Raw genomic sequence first — 18,031 nt, forward strand, 5'->3', positions numbered from 1 at the left:
ATGGACAGAACTGAACTTATAAAGGAATTAAAAGTAATTATCAAACCTTTTACAACAAATACAGAAGCATTTGACAACCTGACAGAAGAAACCGATTTTATTAAAGACCTTAATATCAATTCGGCTAATCTGGTTGATATTGTTTTGGATATTGAAGAAAACTTTGATGTCATACTCGACAATGCCGATATGGAACGCATGCTCGACGTAAAAACTGCAGTTGAGATCATTGAAACCAAACTTGCCGAAAAATGATTGGCAATGATGTTATAGATCTTGCACAGTCGCGTATAGAAAGCAATTGGCAAAGAAAAGGGTTTATAGAAAAGCTTTTTATAGCCAAAGAACAGCAGTATATAAAAGATTATGATAAGCCTGAAACTATGGTTTGGCTTTTATGGAGCATGAAAGAGGCTGCGTACAAAATTTATAATCGTCAAACCAAAATACGGGAATTCAGTCCCAAGAAACTTTCTTGTTCTTTAGATTTTATCGATTGTAATCTCGCATTGGGTAAAGTAATTTGCAATGAAAATAGATATTATACCAAAAGCATATTTTCTTTAGAAAGCATTCACACAATTGCGGTCGATAATTTTGCAAACGTCAATAATGTAATTGAAGTTGAAAATCAAGAAATTATTAAAGACGAAAACGGTATTCCATTTTTGAAAGTAGACAATATTCTTTGTGATATTTCAATCAGTCATCATGGAAGATTTGAAAAATCGGTAACTATGAGAATATAAGAAAATCTTCTTTTGTTTGGAATAACAATAGTAATAACAAGAAAAATCTTTAATTTTGAATAAAATTTTATTCGGTACCAATCTAAAATCTATGAGAATACTTTTTACTAAAGCAGTATTATTTTTGTTGTTCTTATCTTTCTTTTCATGTGAAAATAAAAAACCTAAACCTGCAGCAAAACCAACGTATAAAGCCGGTGTAATTTTATCTTTTGATGATGCTTACGTTGACGAATGGTCAGAAGCAGATCAGGTTTTGCGAAAGTATTCTTGGAAAGCTACTTTTAATGTCTGCAGAATAGATTCTATTGGTGCCCCAGAAATTAAAACACTTTTAGAAATGCAGAAATATGGTCACGAAATCGCTGGACATGGTTATCATCATTACAATGCGGTTAAGTTTACAAAGCAATTTAGTGTTAAGAAATACCTGAAACAAGAAATCGATCCTATGATTGTTTCCATGAAAAAGAAAGGTTTCAACGTTACTTCTTTTGCCTATCCGTACGGAGAAAGATCAGATTCTCTGGATCAGGCTTTATCACCTCTCTTTAAAATTATTAGAGGAAGAGCGTTTGGAGGTGAAATTCCAGAGAAACAAGACAGTTATTTCGATAATTCAAAAATTGTATTTGCTTTTGATATTGACAATAGCCATATACATTTTAGCATTCCGTACGTACTTGAATTATTGGATTATGCCAAAAAGAACAATAAAATTCTTCTTCTATGCGGTCATAAACCCGTTAAAGAAGTAACCGAAAATTATCAGGTTAAAATCGAGACTTTAGAATTTATCTGCAAATACATGAAATTGAATGATCTTAAATTCTACAAACTTTCAGACTTAGACAATTTGATTTCGGCGAAGCTTTAATGCTTATATTTGTGCTTATCAAATAAAAAACAGTCCTTTAACCTTTAATCTTTTTTTGTACTTTTAATCATTCATAAGCTTTTCAATTACTTGATTTAAAATGCAAAAAGAAAAAACATTCAGAGTTTTATTTTTGATAATCCTTATGCTTTCTGCGGTTCCGACTTGTTATGGACAATATAAGATTTCGGGATATATTGATGCTGAACAGAAAAACAAAACAGTTTATTTGAGTCTGCTAAAATATGATGAAGAAACTATGATTACCGAAAATCAGATTCTTTTTTCTACTCAAACTGATAACTCTGGTTATTTTGAATTTAAAGGCCAACTGTTGTCCGAAAAAGACAAGCTCTATCGCATTCATTCCAATATTAATACGATCAAAGGACTGCAATTGGTTAGCGATAATGAGAAAAGCAATTATCACAATTTTATTTTTTCAAACAGAGATACAATCTATTTTCCAAAATCTGGAAGCAATTGGTTTGGACAATCTAAAAACAGCAATTTGACTGATAAAGAATGGAGAAAACTAAAATCTTTTGAAGAACAGCTAGAAAAAAATAATGCACAAATCAAAAACAAGGAAGCACAACAGCAAGCCATAAATGATTTTGCTGAAAGAGTAAAATCATACAGCGAAAAGAACATTAAACATCCGTTGTTGAAACTTTTGGCTTTTTCAGACATTAAACGAAATGATTTTAATATCAAAAATGACTTTGAAAAAAATGAAGTGTTTTATGATGGCATTTTAAATTCACTAAAAAACTACTACGGAGAAACTTCTTATTATCTCCAATATCAAGATGAAATTTCAAAAATTTCTAACGTTATTTTACAGCAGAAATATGCCTTTCAGAAAAAGCTCAATTATACTTTAAGTATACTAGTTTTCATTCTAGCTTTTATTTCTATATTTCAATTTAGAAAATTGAAAGCTCTGAAACCTCAAATAGCAATACAAGAAATTTCAAATTTAACTTTGACGAATCAGGAAGAGAAAATTACCAGATTGATTTTAGAAGACAAATCGAACAAAGAAATTGCCGATGAACTTTTTATCTCACTAAGTACAGTAAAAACCCATATTCGAAATCTTTATGCAAAACTGGATGTCGCAAACCGTCATGAATTGGCATCTAAATTGAAAAATCATCCTTGGGATTAGTCCCAATTTCAGCCTCTAATTAACTGATTCCTAAAATTGCCCAATCTAATTTTGTTTCCGAAATCTTAAATCAATCGGAAATGAAAAAAAATCTTTTATTGCTAATTTTTGCCACAATCTCTCAATTTATCTCGGCTCAAGAGACTGACAAAGCTTTTAAAAACAGACAAAACATTCAGGAAAAACTATTGGAAGCAAAAGCGCTTTTAGAAAAAGATAATGGAAAACTTTGGGGCAAACCAATCTGGAATGACAGCATTATTGTAATCGACTTTGACAATTCAATCTATAGTTTGGCAAAGTTACCTAATAGCAAAACGGATATTGGAGTTTTGTATTTTAAAACTATGGAACCTAATTCGCTCGTTTTTGTCAATACCACACAAAAATATGAGGAAAAAGAATACGCAACGGTTCTGAATAATTATCTAGATGATAAAAGTGCTACAATTATCCATGAATTATTTCATTTACTGCAAATGAAATCCAAAAAATTTAACGGAAATCCGATTGAATATCTTGATGAAACTAATGCAAGAATTTTATTGCGATTGGAATATCAGGCATTAAAGAATGCTTTGAAATCGATTATCGAAAAAAGAAAAACAGATGAAATTAAAAGTTATTTGAAGGATGCTGTACTATTTAGAAAAGAAAGACAACAGCAATATTCAAAATATTTGAATGATGAGCTGGAAATAGAAACTTTGGAAGGTTTGGCAAATTACACTGGTTTTGTTTTGTCTTCTTATGACAATAAATATGAAAAAGCGATTGAAGAAATTAACCAACGAGAAGAAGCCAAAACATACACGAGACCTTTTCCGTATGCCACCGGCCCAGCCTATGGTTTGCTTTTTGATTTTTTAAATATCACTTGGAAAAATAGTTTAGATAAAACATATAATTTCGCTGATATTTATGAAGTTATGATTTTAAAATCAAAAATAACTATAACCAAAAAAGAATTAGAATTAGCTAAATCCAGAAACAATTTTGATGAAATAAATAAACAAGAAATTGCCCGAGAAGAAGAACAAAAAAAGCTAATTTCTTATTATACTGATTTACTAATTAACAAACCAACATTGAAAGTAGCGATTACCGATATCGACCATTATGGCCGCACTTTTAATATGAACGGGACATTGACTTTAAACGATAAAGGAATTGTATATTCTAGCATTAAAGGTCGAGATAAATCAGGTAAAAACTTTGGAAATTTTGCTACAGTTGAAGGCAAAAATCAATTGGGCAAAGCAGGTATTTTAAGTTATGATAAAGATGAGAAAACGTATTTTGTTTTTCCGCTTCCCTCTAAAATTGAAGGTCAAAAAATTACAAGTGAATTTTACGAAATAGAACTAAATCCAGATTGGAAAATTATAAAGCAAAATGACGGAAATATGGAAATTGTAAAAGAATCTAAAAGCTAATTTATATTTTTCTTAAAATAAAACGAGCTTCAAATTTTTGAAGCTCGTTTCTTTTATAATAAGGTTTCGTCATCATCAGGATTAAAACTGCCTTTGGCAGGATATTGAATGCTATCTTTCAATTCTTCTACTCTTTTCGGATCAAATTTCGGAAGCTGCAGTTCGTTGTTTTCCTTCCATTTTTTAACTGTTTCAGAGATTTCATCCGCCTTTTCTTTTGAAAAAGGGGTATCTCGCGCCATGTATAAAGTTTGTGATGGATAAGCCAATGAAGTTCCACTTTTTTCTATAATATCCATCATTCTCAATAAAAGATCTTCCTGAACTTCTTGTGATGTTTCGACATTTATAGCTTCTATATAGGCTGTAATTTCGACTTTTAAAGCATCCGCAGTAATTCCAGTAAAACGAACTATAGGTGGCGTGTTTAAAACAGCAGGATGCGCGTAGAGCAAAGATCTTAATTCTACAAGCAGATAACGCATTTGATCTGGAGTGGTTTCCATTCTAAAACCAAAAATCGGATTGAATATAAAACGGTCGCGATGCGCGTAATTTTCTATTTTACTTGCCGATAATTGGCCATTCGGAATCGTTACAATACTGCGTGCCGCTGTACGAAGCGTTGTAGAACGCATTCCGATAGATTCTACAGTCCCTTTTATATCATCAACTCGGCAATAATCTCCAACACGCAACGGCTGATCGGCAATAAGGCTCACACTTCCAACAAAGTTTTCTATAGTTTTTTGCGCTCCCAGAGCCAACGCAATCCCCCCGATTCCCAGTGCAGCAAGTCCGGCTGTAACATCAACTCCTATAATTCCTAAGATTGCTATAATTCCGATTACGACAATTGCGGCTTTCATGGTACGGCTCAAAAACAATACGGCAGATACTGCAGATGCGCGTCCTCTACTATTCATTCTGCTTCGTGTGTACATGCTCACAAAGTCGGTCATTCGCCAAAGCAGGATTAAAAAAGCTAAAATTCCAATAGTGATTATTATAATGCTAAAACGCTGACGTACTATAATCGAAATTCCCATTCGCTGCGTAAAGGCAACAAATAAAATTACCGTAATATACATTTGAACAGGAAGAGTCAGTGCGTCTATAATAGCAGTACCTTTTTCTGTATCGGCTTTTTTCCATATTTTCTGAATCAGGAAAATGAGTATAAAAATAAGCAGTCTCGACAATAGATAAGTAACTACTGCCATGATCACGACTACTCCCCAATGTCCAATGGGAACATTTCCTAATTTTCTTTCTTTTAAAACTCTCGGCAATACTCTGTCCAAAAAAGTTTTTTCTCCGCTGACATCCGCTCCACGAATTGCTTCTACTGTTTCTGCCGAAAAAAGCCATAATGCTGGCTCGCTGTCATCTGACTGATTTTCTAAATAAAGCTGTATATTTATTTTATCAGTAGATATATTTCCAACCAAATCAATGCCTGTTGTCAGATTATCATCTAAACGTCCTAATTCTTTATTACTTAAAATAGATGATGGCGAAAAATTACCTCCCTGATCCAAGAGCTTCTGAAAAGTCTTTGCTATTTCTATCCTTTCAGCCGTTTTACGATAAGAACGCTTGCTAAGCACAAGATACTGGCTTGCACGCAGATAATTCTGATCGCCAATTGCTTTTATAAATCCGTTCACCGTTCCTTGAGGCGTTCTTCTTCCTAGCGAATCGTCAGGAATTTTTACTGGTTCTTCGGCTGTAGTTTTAGATGTTCCCAAAAGCTGTGCTTCTAGCTTAGAAGGAATCATCAATAATGCCGATGCGAGCAATAAAAAAGACAATAAACGTTTAGTACCCAAAATCATATTTTTTGCTTTAGTGACTTAGACTATTAAAAGTAAGAAATATGGCAGAAAAACAAAACGTTTCGGCAAGAAAACAATTTATTTGCTGTGTCTTTTTTAAAATTCCACATCAAAACCTTCACTAGATTTCATCAAGGCAATCCTTGAACTCTTTACAAACTCAATTAACCCGAATTGATTTAATTTTTCAGTTATATAGCAAATTTTATTATCAGTTCCGGTTGTCTCTAATATTGTATACTCTTTTTGGATTTCTAAAATTCTTAAATCATGCTCTCGAAGCATACGTTCCATTTTAGCTTCAGTCATAAATGCAGCTGTCGGAACTTTAAATAACACGGTTTGTACAGAAACAATTTCTTCATTCAATGAATAATAACATTTATAAACTTCTATAATTTTTTCAATCTGCGCCACTAGATTAATGACTTGATCTAGAGTTTCATTTACTACAATTGTATGTCTGTACATTTTATCGATTTCACAAATAGACATATTTAGGCTCAAAATATTGATTTGTTTTCTTATAAACATTGAGCTTAGCTTAGTGATTAACCTTATTTGATCTTCAGAATAAATAGTAAGTGTAAATTCGTTTTTCATTGCTGTTTTAATTTGTTCTTATTTTTGATGGATTGGTAAGGAGAATAAAAAAAACCTTTCACATTTGACTGAGAAAGGCTTTTATTAATAGACAATAGAATCCTGACTCGTCATGTGATACGAATAATGATAATTGAAATAATAATGCTATTCTGGATAGAATTTTTCATATTGCTATAAACAAAAAAACCTCCCGTAAAAGGGAGGTTTTTCTAAATTGTATATTTTACTTATTTACATAACACCCCTTCACTACTATCGAATGATAATTGTGATAATAATTGAAGCGATGTTAATACTATTTTTCATTTGCTTGATTTGTTGCGCAAATATATTGATATTTTTTAATCTGCAAAGATTAATTATAACAAACAAAAAATCCGTCTTTTACAACGGATTTATTTACTTTTGAGTTTTAAGGTACTAAAACGGCTCTGCCTTTTATTTTTCCTTGTCTCATTCTATCATAAACTTCGTTGGCATCATCAAGTCTATGTTTTTCAATTTCTATATGGATTTTCTTTTGTCTTGCCAGACCTACAACTTCCATCAGTTCTGTTCTTGATCCCCAATACGGATTGGTCATACTCACGCCAAAAGGTAAACCATTCATGCTGTATTGGTAATGTCCTCCGCCGAGACCAACAATGGTAAGATCTCCGTCAAGACTTACAACTTTTGTTCCCAAATCTATTGTAGAAGTTGCTCCTACGAAGTCTAGAACCACTTTGGCTTTTTTGATTCCTGTAATTTTCTGAATTTGTTCTGCTGCATCAGCGTCTTTAGAATTAATTACATAAGCCGCTCCTAATTCTTTTGCAAAAGCTAGTTTATTTTCAGTAACATCGCAGGCAATAATTTCAGCTCCGCTTATTTCTCTCAATATCTGTAACGCAACATGTCCTAATCCCCCAACGCCAATTACTACCACATATTCGTCGGCCATTAATTTAGGAAGCGAACGTTTTATCGCAGAATAAGGCGTAAGTGCAGCATCTGTCAATGGAGCTGCAATAACAGGATCTAAATCATATATAGGCACCAAAAGTCTAGAAGATGGCACGAGCATATAGTCGGCCATACCGCCGTCCAGTCCTAGTCCGCCACCATATGCTTGTTCAGATTGATGATCACAATAATTTTCTTTGGACTGCTGGCAAGGTTTGCAATGTCCGCATCCCCACGGACCGTAAACTAAAACTGCATCTCCTTTTTTATACCCTTCAACATTCTCCCCAACTTCTTCAATCCATCCAGCATTTTCATGTCCTAACGTAAAAACGGTTCCAACCACTGTTCCTTCATCTATAATATGCAGGTCTGAGTGGCAGACACCAGCTCCGCCGATCTTTAACAAAACTTCATCACCTTTAGGAACAGGTCTTTCAATGTCATTAACAACGCGGACATCTTTGTGTCCAAAAAAACGTACTGCTTTCATAAAATAAACTTTTAATTACTATTCTACTAATTTACAACTTGTATCTTTTATAAGTTTTATCAGACAAGTTAAGTTTATCCTAATTTATAGCCAATAACAAGCTTTTATATAGAAAGCGGTAATAATTTGGGGGTAAGCAAAAAATGTAAAATCGAATGTGCTGATATAAAAAAGAGAGCCTAGGCTCTCTTTTTATTTATATTTTGCTGATTCTATTTAATAATAAACAGACAATAAGATTTTAGAATTTGAACTTTCTATATATTTTGAAAGTCTAGTTAAAAATTCTTGATTAACCATTGGACAACCGTGACTGTTAATGATATAATACTCTTTTTCATCGGATGGAACCTCTTTATAAGAATGCAATACAATGGCACGTTTCATGGCATTATTATTCGTTTCGTCCAATCCCGCCAATCTAAAAGCTTTTCCGAACACACCTTTATATGGTTTTTCTACAGAGTATCTTCCAAGTGAAGTGCAGTTAGATTCTGGAGCATTACTAAATTGTAAGATGTCTCCTTTTATTCCAGTTTCAGAGCCTTTTCCGTGTGCCACTAAACCTTGATCGAGAATTTGATTATTTTGAAGATCGTAAACAAAAAAGCGATTTCTCCCAGATTTAATTTTCATGTCCACAAGAAAAGCAATTTTATTGTTATACTTGTGATTTGATGCTGTAAAAGCCTTTATTTCATTTACATGCTCATTGAGTCTTGCAAATTCAACTTCGTCTAAAATTTCATCTTCGTCCCACATACTTAATGAGGTAAACGAACTTAAGAAAAAAAGCAGTGCCAATAAAAATACTCTCATGCCCGGCAAAATGTTAAGTTAATAGTTATGACTTGGGGTCATTGATAATTTTTTCTGTTGCAAAATTATACACAAATCTTATACAATTCCCATACCATAAGTTAAAGATATTATAAATATCTGAAAACTACAATATTATATGTTAAAATTCGATTAACAGACCACATTTCATGCTAAAACGTGTTAATATTATCTCAATGTAACTTCCTTTCTATTGATTTATTGCGAATAAGCATAAAAAAAATCTGCCAAGTGAAAGCCACTTGACAGAAATTATTAGAAACATAAACGCAATTAGTAATTTTTTTTTGAGCCTTCTAATCCAGCCATTTTTTTAATGTATCCATAATCAGTTTTTGATCATTTTCAGGAAAATTTTTGACTCTTGTTGAATGACTTCCTTGCGGAAGCACCATTTTTAAAGCATCAACATTCGGCTTTGGAGTTGGAGAACACGAAAACCAAGTATCATAGCCTCCATAAATGTAAAGTATTTTATCGCCTTTGTTTTCAACGTATTTGCGCACTTTCTTAATATACTTTGGATTATATTTTATTGTAACGTCTTTTGGTGCGAATCGTGCATTGGAACTGCTTTTTACAATAGTTAACAGATCTGAAACAGGTTCAAGATCAAAACCATAATAGCCTAATTCGCTCAAATGCTGGTAATAAGACGGCAGATAGACAAATGACATTTTATCATTGTAAGTCCCTACTCCAACAATTTTATTCAAATAATCAAAAAGCTCTTTTGCAGAGGCATTTACTGGCGGAATTTCCTCGCATTTGCCACCCCATTGCCAAAACGAAAAAGGAAATTCTAGAACAGCATATTCCAACGCTTCCGCGAAAGGAACTTCCATAAATTGCATCTTTTTCTCAACTGAAAAACCTTTAAAAACATCTAAGACAGCTTCTCTATTTTGCAAGACAGCTCTTTGAAACGCTGTTATTTTTGCTCTGCATTCAGGCGTTCCAACGGTTCTTGTATGCTCTATCGTTCTTGGATCTTCGCAAGTATTAATTAGCGGTGCAACATACGGCATTGCCACATCTACATCGTTTGGATAGATTGATTTATAAATTAAAGCCGTTTCTCCTCCTTTACTGATTCCAGTTGAAATCCATTTTCCCAAGTATATTTTTTTTAGTTTAGTGACAATGTTATGATAATCTTCAATAGCTTGATCATTAGTTAAATATTCCCATTGAATCGGATTTGGTCTTGATTTTCCATAAAAACGATATTCAACCGCAACCTGATTGGCCTGCAACAAACTGCTCACTTCGCTTTTAATATTTTCTGTATTATAACCATGAGTTTCAATTACAGTCGGTCTGTCGTAACCTAAATGCGATAGATAAATATAATGTTGAAAAGTGCCTTTTTCTGGATGTTTATGATCAAGAGGTTCGTCTAAAATAAGCTGGTACGATTCGGTATAATTTTCTAAGTTATCGATTCGCGTTATAATGGCTTTTGGAAATAATTCGGTTAGTTTTTGCTGTAGATTTACTGAAGATTCCTGAGCAGAAACCTCAAAATAGTTCAAGCAAAGAAGGAACAGCGTAATAATAAAGGATTTTGGATTCATTTTTAATCTTGTTATTTGAGTTTTTAAAAGTAAGTGCAATACAAAGCAGTAACTGATACTATATTACCCTTAAAATGTAGTATTTTATCTAGTTTACATTAACATAGAACAAAATCCAAATAATGCTTTACTTTTATTGAAAAATTGAACTTTATATCAGTTTAACGAATTACGGTGCATTAAATAATAACTTTAAAAAAATAAAAAATGGCAATTGGAGTTGGCGGATCAACTGTAGACATCGAATTAGAAAAAATACAAAACATGACGCTTGGTGTTGTGCCAATCGAACTACCTGAGTATAAACAGCGTATTAAAAAAGCGGTTTCTTTAATGAAAGAACTCAATTGTAAAGCGCTTTATGCAAATGCAGGAACCAATCTGTATTATTTTACAGGAACGAAATGGAATCCGTCTGAGCGTATGGTTGGCGCTATAATTTTTGAAGACGAAACTGTTGAATATATTGTTCCGAAATTTGAAGAGGGAACTTTTAAAACTTTCATGAAAATCGAAGGAAACTTAAATTTCTGGGAAGAACATGAAAGCCCTTCTGAATTGTTTGGGAGTATTCTGAAAAATAAAAATGTAACTGATGGAAATATTGCGCTGGATGAATCGGCTGCTTTTTTTCTAATTGACGCAATCTCAAAAGCAAATACAAATTTCAGTTTTGTAAACGCTCAACCTATAACTGCAGGTTGCAGAATGCATAAATCGGTTAATGAAATTGCTATTATTCAAAGAGCGAAAGACATAACAATGACTGTTCAAAAAGCAGCGGCTCGCATTTTGCATCCAGGAATTGCCGTAAGCATTGTTGCTGATTTTATACATAAGGCACATATTAAAGCTGGTATTCCGTCAGGTTCTTATTTCTGCATTGTTCTTTTTGGAGAAGATTCACAATATCCGCATGGAGTTACTTCTCCTCAAAATTTAGTTGACAATGATGTCGTTTTGATTGATACCGGATGCCGTTTAGAAGGTTATTTGTCTGATATCACTAGAACTTATGTGTATGGAACTCCAAATGACGAGCACAGAAAAATCTGGAATCTTGAAAAAGCAACCCAAAAAGCAGCTTTTGATGCTGCGCAAATTGGAGCAACATGCGGATCTGTAGATGATGCTGCGCGTAAAGTTCTAGCGGAAGCGGGCTTAAGCGGTGATTACGAAATTCCAGGCTTACCGCATCGTGTAGGACATGGAACTGGTTTGGACATTCATGAATATCCTTATTTAGTAAGAGGAAATCAAACCATTTTAAAAGAAGGAATGGTAGTAAGTAATGAACCTATGATTTGTATGCCGGGTCAATTTGGTATTCGCCACGAAGATCATTTTTATATGACGGCAGAAGGTCCAAAATGGTTTACGGAGCCAATGCAGAGTATTGATAATCCGTTTGGATTAGAGGTTTAAAATAATTTTGATTTAATATTTTAGAAAGAGCTGTTTGTTTAGACAGCTTTTTTTCTTTATAAATTATATGTCGCTCCTCCGGAGCTTTTTCATCTCTGAGAATTGCAATTTCTATAAATATTTTGCTTCTCCGAAGCTTTCTAATTTTTGGTAAATTGAATTTTCTGTTCTTGTGCAATTATTTTTAAACATAACTCTATTTTTCGTTCTTAGAAAACAAATGATTGATGATTCTCTTTGCGTTCCAATGGCTGAAACCCATTGACTTTGTTTAAATTTAAACTTGATTTTTATAAAATATCTACTCCTCAAAAGTTTTTTCTAATAGTTTAAATGCTTCGGAGAAGCAGAATATTTATAGAAAAAATACAATTTCCAAATATAAAAAAGCCCCAGCGGGTCGAAATATTAAATCATTAATAAAGGGTAAAAAAAGTAGGGCTGTCCATTTTCGTAAACAGCCCTTCTCATTTTAACTAAATTAACTTATTACTCAACCAATAATTTTTTCTTTTCTACAAACTTTCCATCAGTAGCCACAACAATATAAACTCCTTTATTTAAATATTTAAGAGAATAAACAGTTGTATTATGAACAGTATCTACCAAATGACCTGTACTATTGTAAATTGACACTTTCACTTTATTGACATCAATGTTATCAAAAGTAAAGTTCACAACGTCTGACGCTGGATTTGGATACATTGTAAATGCTTTCGCCGTATTTGTATTTATGCCTGGCAAACCAGTGCTTCCAGATTGCAAATCGATTGTATGAGAAGCGCTCCATTCGCTAAAAGCCGCTCCATTGATTGCTCTTACTCTAAATTCATATACAGTTTGAGTTCCTTGTTTTGGAATCCACAAATAATACGTGGTAGAAGTTCCCGCCGCTGTCCATCCTGATGAAGTATTTAATTGCACTTCATAAGACGCAGCATCTGTTGATGTTGCCCAAGAAGCATAAAATCCTGACGAATATACGCCTGCGTTTCCAAGATTAGCAGGAATTGTCAAAGTTGCTGGATTTGGTGGAACAGATGTTCCTGCTTGAACAGTATAATCCTCGATTTCACCATCCCCAAGATTTCCGCATGTTGAAGACGGATTAGTATTATATTTCATCACCACTCTCATTCTGGTAGTTCCAGTAAATGATTGAGGCGTAAAACTTGCCGTAACCGCACCATTTGATGAAATATTATTAATCACTTTTTCAGATGCTTCAAACTGATTGTTTTTATTGTAATCGATCCAAACTCCCCAATATTCAGTGTAAGCAGAGCCAGTAAAACCTGGAGTTAAAGTAACGCTTGTATTTGCATTCGGATTCAGCGTAATCACTTTCGAAGTATAATCGGCATAACCGTTTGTTTCTTTTCCAGATGTATTTACAAAACTTCCTACTGCTACAGAACTTATGTATTCATAACCGTTTGTTCCTTGCGCAGTGCACGGTGGAGCAACCGGAATTGTTACAGAAACCACATTAGAATACGCAGAATAATCAGTTCCAGATTTTGCTCTCGCTCTATATTTATAAGTGTTTCCTGCTGTTAAACCTGTATTGGTATAAGTTGATGCAGTGTTAGCTAACGTAGCAATTTCTGCATAAACATCATCTGCTCCCGCTCTCTCAATAATTACATTTGAAGCATTCGTAGCATTGTTAGTCCAATTAAGAATGGTTTCTAAATTTGCTGCATTGGCTGTTGCCGTTAAATTTGTTGGCGCAAATACTATATTGGTAGTTTGTACTCCTGCTAAAATAGGTTCGTTTGGTTTGGTGTTATAAGCAAAATCCAAAACGGTATATCCTACTCCACCAACTTCCACTTTTACGTGCATCCATCCGTAGCAAGTACGTCCTCTACTTGTATATTCAAAACCAACATATCCTGTTTTATTATCCCAAGTTGTATAGGTAGCTGTTCTCAAATCCAATTGATTTGGATATGCTCCTGGCGCTGCAAAATTACTTGAAGCTCCAATAGAAGTACCTTGTGATAAGAATGATATATTTCTTGTTCCTGCTTCAGAAACTAATCTTTTTCCGTAGGTCTCCATTTTTAAAGCTGCGGCAGCATATTGCCAAGCTCCATATTCAGTATTATCTCCAATACCCAAATCAAAATATTGCCATGTAGATGCTGCATTAGCCGTATAATCTGGATTGTTTACATAAAACACTCCATAAGGCGCATCAAATTTCAAATTGATTGTTTTTGTAGCGGTATCCAAAGTAGCTATACCGCCAGTAATTGCTGCATCTTTAAACGTAACTGTAACAACAGCATCGTTTGTTGTGTTGTGCGCAGTTGCTTTTCCTGTAAAAGAAAGTACTGTTTTAGTATTGCTTTCAAGAGTTAAAACTGCAGTTAAACCAGCTGGAACACCAGTAATAGTATAATCAGTTCCTGCTGTAAAAGTACCGTTGCTTTTTGTAAATGTACCATTATTAGTACTCAAAGCAATTGTCGCTGTAGAAGTTATGCTTCCATCATTTACTTCTGCTTCATACAATGTATCTGGAGATAAAGTTGTCGCCGTTTTATCGGTCATTCCTGTATAAATTGGAGTGTTTGGTTTTGTATTGTATGCATATTCCAAAATTGTATATCCATCACCATCCGCATTTACTTTTACTTTAAACCATCCATAACAAGTAAGGCCATCCATTAAATAATCGAATCCTACGTAACCTGTTTTTCCGTCCCAAGCTGTGTAACTCGCTGTTCTTAAATCTAATTGATTTGGATATGCACCCGGAGCAGTCATATTGCTTGTTGGACCAACGGCTGTGTTTGAATTTAATAAAGAGATATTTCTAGTGCCAGTTTCGCAAACTAATCTCTTGGCATAAGTTTCAATTTTTAAAGCATTTGCAGCATAACGCCAGCCTCCAAATGCACGATCATCTCCTTTTGCTATTTCAAAATATTTCCATGTCAATGCCGACGAAACCGTCACATCTGGCATGTCTACAAAAAAGATTCCGTATGGATCTGAAAATTTAAAATTAAAGAATAAAGATGTGCAAGATAAATCAGCTGTTCCTCCCGTGAATGCAGCTGGTAAAAAGCTAATTCCACCTGAAGTATTATTGCTTAATGCATGATTAGTTGCTTTTCCAGTTAATGTAACTGTAATTTGATTGTTGGAATTTACAGTAAGCACAGGTGTAATTCCTGCTGGGAAAGTATGCGTAAAATGAGTTCCTGCTGTCAAAGTTCCAGAAGAAACAGCAAAAGTTTTAGTTCCGTTTAATTTGATTATGGATGAAGTGTCAAAAGAACCGTCGTTTATAATCGCTTCTTTAAAAGCTGTAGCCGAAGCAGTAAGCGTGCTTCCTGTAGAATTTACGCCAGTATCAATTAAGTTTTGCGCCTGCCAAAGTGATTTTCTCGCAGGGTGTTCTAAAGCAGCCAACATTCTATCAATCTGACCTTGAGTATACATTTTGTAGCAGCCTTGCGCTCCATTGTACCCCATGTAGTTTTCGAAATTTACTTTGTCTCCGCTGCAATTTGTTCCGGGAGTACAGCCTAAAGTATGTTTTCCGTCTTCCGCTGGAGTATCGGCAACTTCATCAGTTCCAGTACATCCTCCTTCAAAAGTATGGATTAGGTTAAGGAAATGACCAAACTCGTGAGTAAGCGTTGCAGAGAATTCTTTACTGTAGGAGTTATCATATAAATATGCTCCATTAAAAACAACACGAGCTGTATTGTTTGCTGTCATGTCTGAACTGGGATACCAAGCCACCCCTGAATTATTTGTTGCTCCGTCATTGTACAAATCGTTCTGTATATAGACGTTCATATATTTGGTATTATCCCAAGCATCCGAAGCGATTTGGTCATCATATCCGCCTCCATTTCCGTAACCATTTTTAGTTGGATGAAAAACTACTCCTGTCGTACAGCCGCCATTCGGATCTTTTTTAGCAAGCTTAAATTCAATATTCAAAGTTCCGCGTCGTGCCTGAAAAAACGATTCAACGGTCTGAAAATCGGCATTACGACCATTAAAATCATCATTAAGTTGAGCTAGGTGATTTACGATTTTTTCGTACGTAACTGTTTTTCCGCCTTGTACATCTCCATAAATATGAAATACCACTGGAATTGTGTAAGTAGTTGCAGCCGTTTTTGCCGTTGAAGATTTACGCTGGGCCGCAAAATTTTTACTGAAAACATCAAAGTTCTTTTTCTCTTGAAGTGCATGTGGATTATTCCGATACACTTTTTCATTTTCTTCGCTTGTTCTACAAGGCAAACCTTGTGCGCTAACTTTCAATAAGCTGAAAATCAGAAAGCAGATTAGTAATTTTAATTTCATTTGTTTAGGTTTTTTAATTAGTAACAATCAAAATTACCGCACAAGCTTCTATCTTTCTGATAGTATTTTAATCAGAATTAATACATAATTATCACATTTTTAACCTTAAAAAAAACACATAATAAAAAAATATTCATAATAAAACACTAAAAACAAACCTTATTAAAAACATAAAAAGAATCAGTCTTCCCTTGCAAATACTGTAAAAAACAAAAACCAGCACTTAGAAAGTGCTGGCTCAAAAAACAAATTAAACTAACTCAAAATTAAAATTTGTCCCAAAAAATCTTCGTTGTCATTAAATCTCCTCCTATTGCTGCTGAAGCTGCTTCATAATTTGCCGTATTCAGCGTTTTGTCAGATGTGGAATAAATATTTCTAACAGGAACTTTACCCTCTGCTTCTTGCACAGCTGTTGAAGGCGCTACCAATATTGGATAATCTAACCTTCTGTATTCTGTCCATGCTTCAAAACCGCGATTGTAGTAAGCGATCCAAAGCTGGTAAGCAATTTTTTGCTTGTCTGTTCCTGAAGCAGTAGCAAAAGCAACATCAGGACGTGCAAGATAAGTTTGAGCATTAGCATCAGAAACTCCCCAAAATTTCATGCTTGCTTCTATCCCCTTAGTATAATATGTTGAAGCATCAGCTCCAACGTTAAAGCCTCGGCTTGCCGCATCTGCCAGTAAAAAACAAGTTTCGGTATAATCGAATATAACTCCTGGATTTGTTTTCTGTTTTAATCTTGCACCAGTATTTGAATAATCTGCATAATTAACCTGTTTTGCGTAAGGAGCTCCTTTATATTGCCCGTTTACCTTTGAATTTGGATTGAAGAAAAAATCGCGTCTCGGATCTTCTTTTCCATTTAATTCATTTACAAAAAATTCAGCAATATTAATCTGGCTTTCGTTTACCAAACTGTCATACAATGGATTCATGTCTGTTATTGAAGAAAAGTACTGAAACAATGCCGTATCAGCTTCTTTACTCATAACTCCTGAATTAAAAGCACTTTCTACCATTGCTTTTGCCTTTACAGCATCAACATCAGCAAGGTGCAAGCCCATTTTTAGTTTTACGCTATTGGCTAATGTTTTCCATTTTGCCACATTTCCGTGAAAAATCAAATCGGCATTTCCAAAACTTCCATTTTCATCATTCAAAGCCGCAATAGCAGCGTCCAAACGAGAAGCCAAATCAAAATAGATTGTTTTTGCATCGTCATATTTTGGAAGCGGAAATTTTTTAATATCTAACGCTTCAGAATATGCGACATTACCAAATAAATCTACTAGAGTTTGATAAGCCATTACAATTTGCACTTCTAAAATAGCAAGCTGATTTTTCTTTATGCCTTCTTCAATTGGCCCTAATACTTTTGTGTTTTGAATTTGCTTTTGTGCATTTACTAGATCTTGAAGCACATCACGGTATAACAGTACAGCATGTGAACTTCCTAAATTTCTTTTCGCCTGATTATAATTGGCTTCATCCGTATAGGTAGATGTAGACCAATGCTGTGCATAGGCTCTAAAATTGTTTGAATTTACCGAAGCATTGGTTAGAAAGTAAGCATAATTAACCTGTGCGCTAGTCATCAACGCACTTGGCAAAGCGGTTTCATAAGCCTTTTCATTTTTGTTCATGTCATCTAAGTTATCACATGAAGCTACTGCACATAAAACGGCTCCTGCAAAAAATATTTTTTTTATAATTGTCATGTCTTT

The 18,031-nt window shown here is 34.2% G+C and carries 13 protein-coding genes; 6 read left to right on the plus strand and 7 right to left on the minus strand.

The window, feature by feature from the left end; all coding sequences use genetic code 11:
- From NU08_RS16600 to NU08_RS16620, 5 genes are all read left to right on the plus strand, one after another.
- Nucleotides 1–255 carry an acyl carrier protein gene (locus NU08_RS16600; RefSeq protein WP_129748236.1) on the plus strand — a complete coding sequence of 85 codons (255 nt, stop codon included), beginning with the start codon at nucleotides 1–3 and terminating at the stop codon, nucleotides 253–255.
- Complete coding sequence (locus tag NU08_RS16605) at nucleotides 252–749, plus strand: 4'-phosphopantetheinyl transferase superfamily protein (RefSeq protein ID WP_129748237.1); 498 nt, start codon at nucleotides 252–254, stop codon at nucleotides 747–749. The genes NU08_RS16600 and NU08_RS16605 overlap by 4 nt, the downstream gene beginning before the upstream one ends.
- A gap of 91 nt (nucleotides 750–840) precedes the next feature.
- The gene (locus tag NU08_RS16610) at nucleotides 841–1,626 is read left to right on the plus strand and encodes a polysaccharide deacetylase family protein (RefSeq protein WP_129748238.1); all 786 of its coding nucleotides are present in this window, start codon (nucleotides 841–843) and stop codon (nucleotides 1,624–1,626) included.
- 100 nt (nucleotides 1,627–1,726) lie between these two features.
- Complete coding sequence (locus tag NU08_RS22550) at nucleotides 1,727–2,800, plus strand: response regulator transcription factor (RefSeq protein WP_317126368.1); 1,074 nt, start codon at nucleotides 1,727–1,729, stop codon at nucleotides 2,798–2,800.
- A gap of 80 nt (nucleotides 2,801–2,880) precedes the next feature.
- Nucleotides 2,881–4,236 (plus strand): hypothetical protein, encoded by a 1,356-nt coding sequence (locus tag NU08_RS16620; RefSeq protein ID WP_129748239.1) that lies wholly within the window; start codon nucleotides 2,881–2,883, stop codon nucleotides 4,234–4,236.
- Between the two features lie 53 nt (nucleotides 4,237–4,289).
- Here the strand turns inward: NU08_RS16620 and NU08_RS16625 are convergent, their stop codons facing one another.
- The 5 genes from NU08_RS16625 to NU08_RS16645 all read right to left on the minus strand — a co-directional run bounded on the left by NU08_RS16625 (nucleotide 4,290) and on the right by NU08_RS16645 (nucleotide 10,535).
- Nucleotides 4,290–6,074, minus strand: coding sequence for a mechanosensitive ion channel family protein (locus NU08_RS16625; protein WP_165352470.1), 1,785 nt, complete (start codon nucleotides 6,072–6,074; stop codon nucleotides 4,290–4,292).
- Nucleotides 6,075–6,170: 96 nt separating this feature from the next.
- On the minus strand, nucleotides 6,171–6,677 hold the full coding sequence (gene ilvN, locus NU08_RS16630; RefSeq protein WP_129748240.1) for an acetolactate synthase small subunit: 507 nt from the start codon (nucleotides 6,675–6,677) through the stop codon (nucleotides 6,171–6,173).
- Between the two features lie 415 nt (nucleotides 6,678–7,092).
- A complete protein-coding gene (locus NU08_RS16635; RefSeq protein ID WP_129748241.1) occupies nucleotides 7,093–8,118 on the minus strand; it encodes an NAD(P)-dependent alcohol dehydrogenase in 1,026 nt (341 codons plus the stop codon).
- 216 nt (nucleotides 8,119–8,334) lie between these two features.
- A complete protein-coding gene (locus NU08_RS16640) occupies nucleotides 8,335–8,937 on the minus strand; it encodes a murein L,D-transpeptidase catalytic domain-containing protein (protein ID WP_165352471.1) in 603 nt (200 codons plus the stop codon).
- A gap of 317 nt (nucleotides 8,938–9,254) precedes the next feature.
- Nucleotides 9,255–10,535 (minus strand): S28 family serine protease, encoded by a 1,281-nt coding sequence (locus tag NU08_RS16645; RefSeq protein ID WP_129748242.1) that lies wholly within the window; start codon nucleotides 10,533–10,535, stop codon nucleotides 9,255–9,257.
- Nucleotides 10,536–10,742: 207 nt separating this feature from the next.
- On the opposite strand from NU08_RS16645, the gene NU08_RS16650 reads away from it, so the two are divergent.
- Entirely contained in the window at nucleotides 10,743–11,960 is a 1,218-nt protein-coding gene (locus NU08_RS16650) for a M24 family metallopeptidase (RefSeq protein WP_129748243.1), read from the plus strand.
- A 489-nt stretch (nucleotides 11,961–12,449) separates the two neighbouring features.
- Here NU08_RS16650 and NU08_RS16655 read toward each other — a convergent pair whose 3' ends face one another.
- Together NU08_RS16655 and NU08_RS16660 are read right to left on the minus strand one after the other, a co-directional pair.
- Entirely contained in the window at nucleotides 12,450–16,301 is a 3,852-nt protein-coding gene (locus NU08_RS16655) for a M43 family zinc metalloprotease (RefSeq protein WP_129748244.1), read from the minus strand.
- A 266-nt stretch (nucleotides 16,302–16,567) separates the two neighbouring features.
- Nucleotides 16,568–18,025, minus strand: coding sequence for a SusD/RagB family nutrient-binding outer membrane lipoprotein (locus NU08_RS16660; RefSeq protein ID WP_129748245.1), 1,458 nt, complete (start codon nucleotides 18,023–18,025; stop codon nucleotides 16,568–16,570).
- Nucleotides 18,026–18,031 lie beyond the last annotated feature (6 nt).

The sequence above is a fragment of the Flavobacterium anhuiense genome, from assembly GCF_004151235.1.
Taxonomy (GTDB): domain Bacteria; phylum Bacteroidota; class Bacteroidia; order Flavobacteriales; family Flavobacteriaceae; genus Flavobacterium; species Flavobacterium anhuiense_A.

What these genes read in the sequence shown, in the direction of transcription:
- ilvN (WP_129748240.1), bottom strand. Translation starts at nt 6,677, where the DNA reads ATGAAAAACGAATTTACACTTACTATTTATTCTGAAGATCAAATAAGG.
- NU08_RS16635 (WP_129748241.1), bottom strand. Translation starts at nt 8,118, where the DNA reads ATGAAAGCAGTACGTTTTTTTGGACACAAAGATGTCCGCGTTGTTAAT.
- NU08_RS16625 (WP_165352470.1), bottom strand. Translation starts at nt 6,074, where the DNA reads ATGATTTTGGGTACTAAACGTTTATTGTCTTTTTTATTGCTCGCATCG.
- NU08_RS16620 (WP_129748239.1), top strand. Translation starts at nt 2,881, where the DNA reads ATGAAAAAAAATCTTTTATTGCTAATTTTTGCCACAATCTCTCAATTT.
- NU08_RS22550 (WP_317126368.1), top strand. Translation starts at nt 1,727, where the DNA reads ATGCAAAAAGAAAAAACATTCAGAGTTTTATTTTTGATAATCCTTATG.
- NU08_RS16640 (WP_165352471.1), bottom strand. Translation starts at nt 8,937, where the DNA reads ATGAGAGTATTTTTATTGGCACTGCTTTTTTTCTTAAGTTCGTTTACC.
- NU08_RS16655 (WP_129748244.1), bottom strand. Translation starts at nt 16,301, where the DNA reads ATGAAATTAAAATTACTAATCTGCTTTCTGATTTTCAGCTTATTGAAA.
- NU08_RS16610 (WP_129748238.1), top strand. Translation starts at nt 841, where the DNA reads ATGAGAATACTTTTTACTAAAGCAGTATTATTTTTGTTGTTCTTATCT.
- NU08_RS16605 (WP_129748237.1), top strand. Translation starts at nt 252, where the DNA reads ATGATTGGCAATGATGTTATAGATCTTGCACAGTCGCGTATAGAAAGC.
- NU08_RS16600 (WP_129748236.1), top strand. Translation starts at nt 1, where the DNA reads ATGGACAGAACTGAACTTATAAAGGAATTAAAAGTAATTATCAAACCT.
- NU08_RS16660 (WP_129748245.1), bottom strand. Translation starts at nt 18,025, where the DNA reads ATGACAATTATAAAAAAAATATTTTTTGCAGGAGCCGTTTTATGTGCA.
- NU08_RS16650 (WP_129748243.1), top strand. Translation starts at nt 10,743, where the DNA reads ATGGCAATTGGAGTTGGCGGATCAACTGTAGACATCGAATTAGAAAAA.
- NU08_RS16645 (WP_129748242.1), bottom strand. Translation starts at nt 10,535, where the DNA reads ATGAATCCAAAATCCTTTATTATTACGCTGTTCCTTCTTTGCTTGAAC.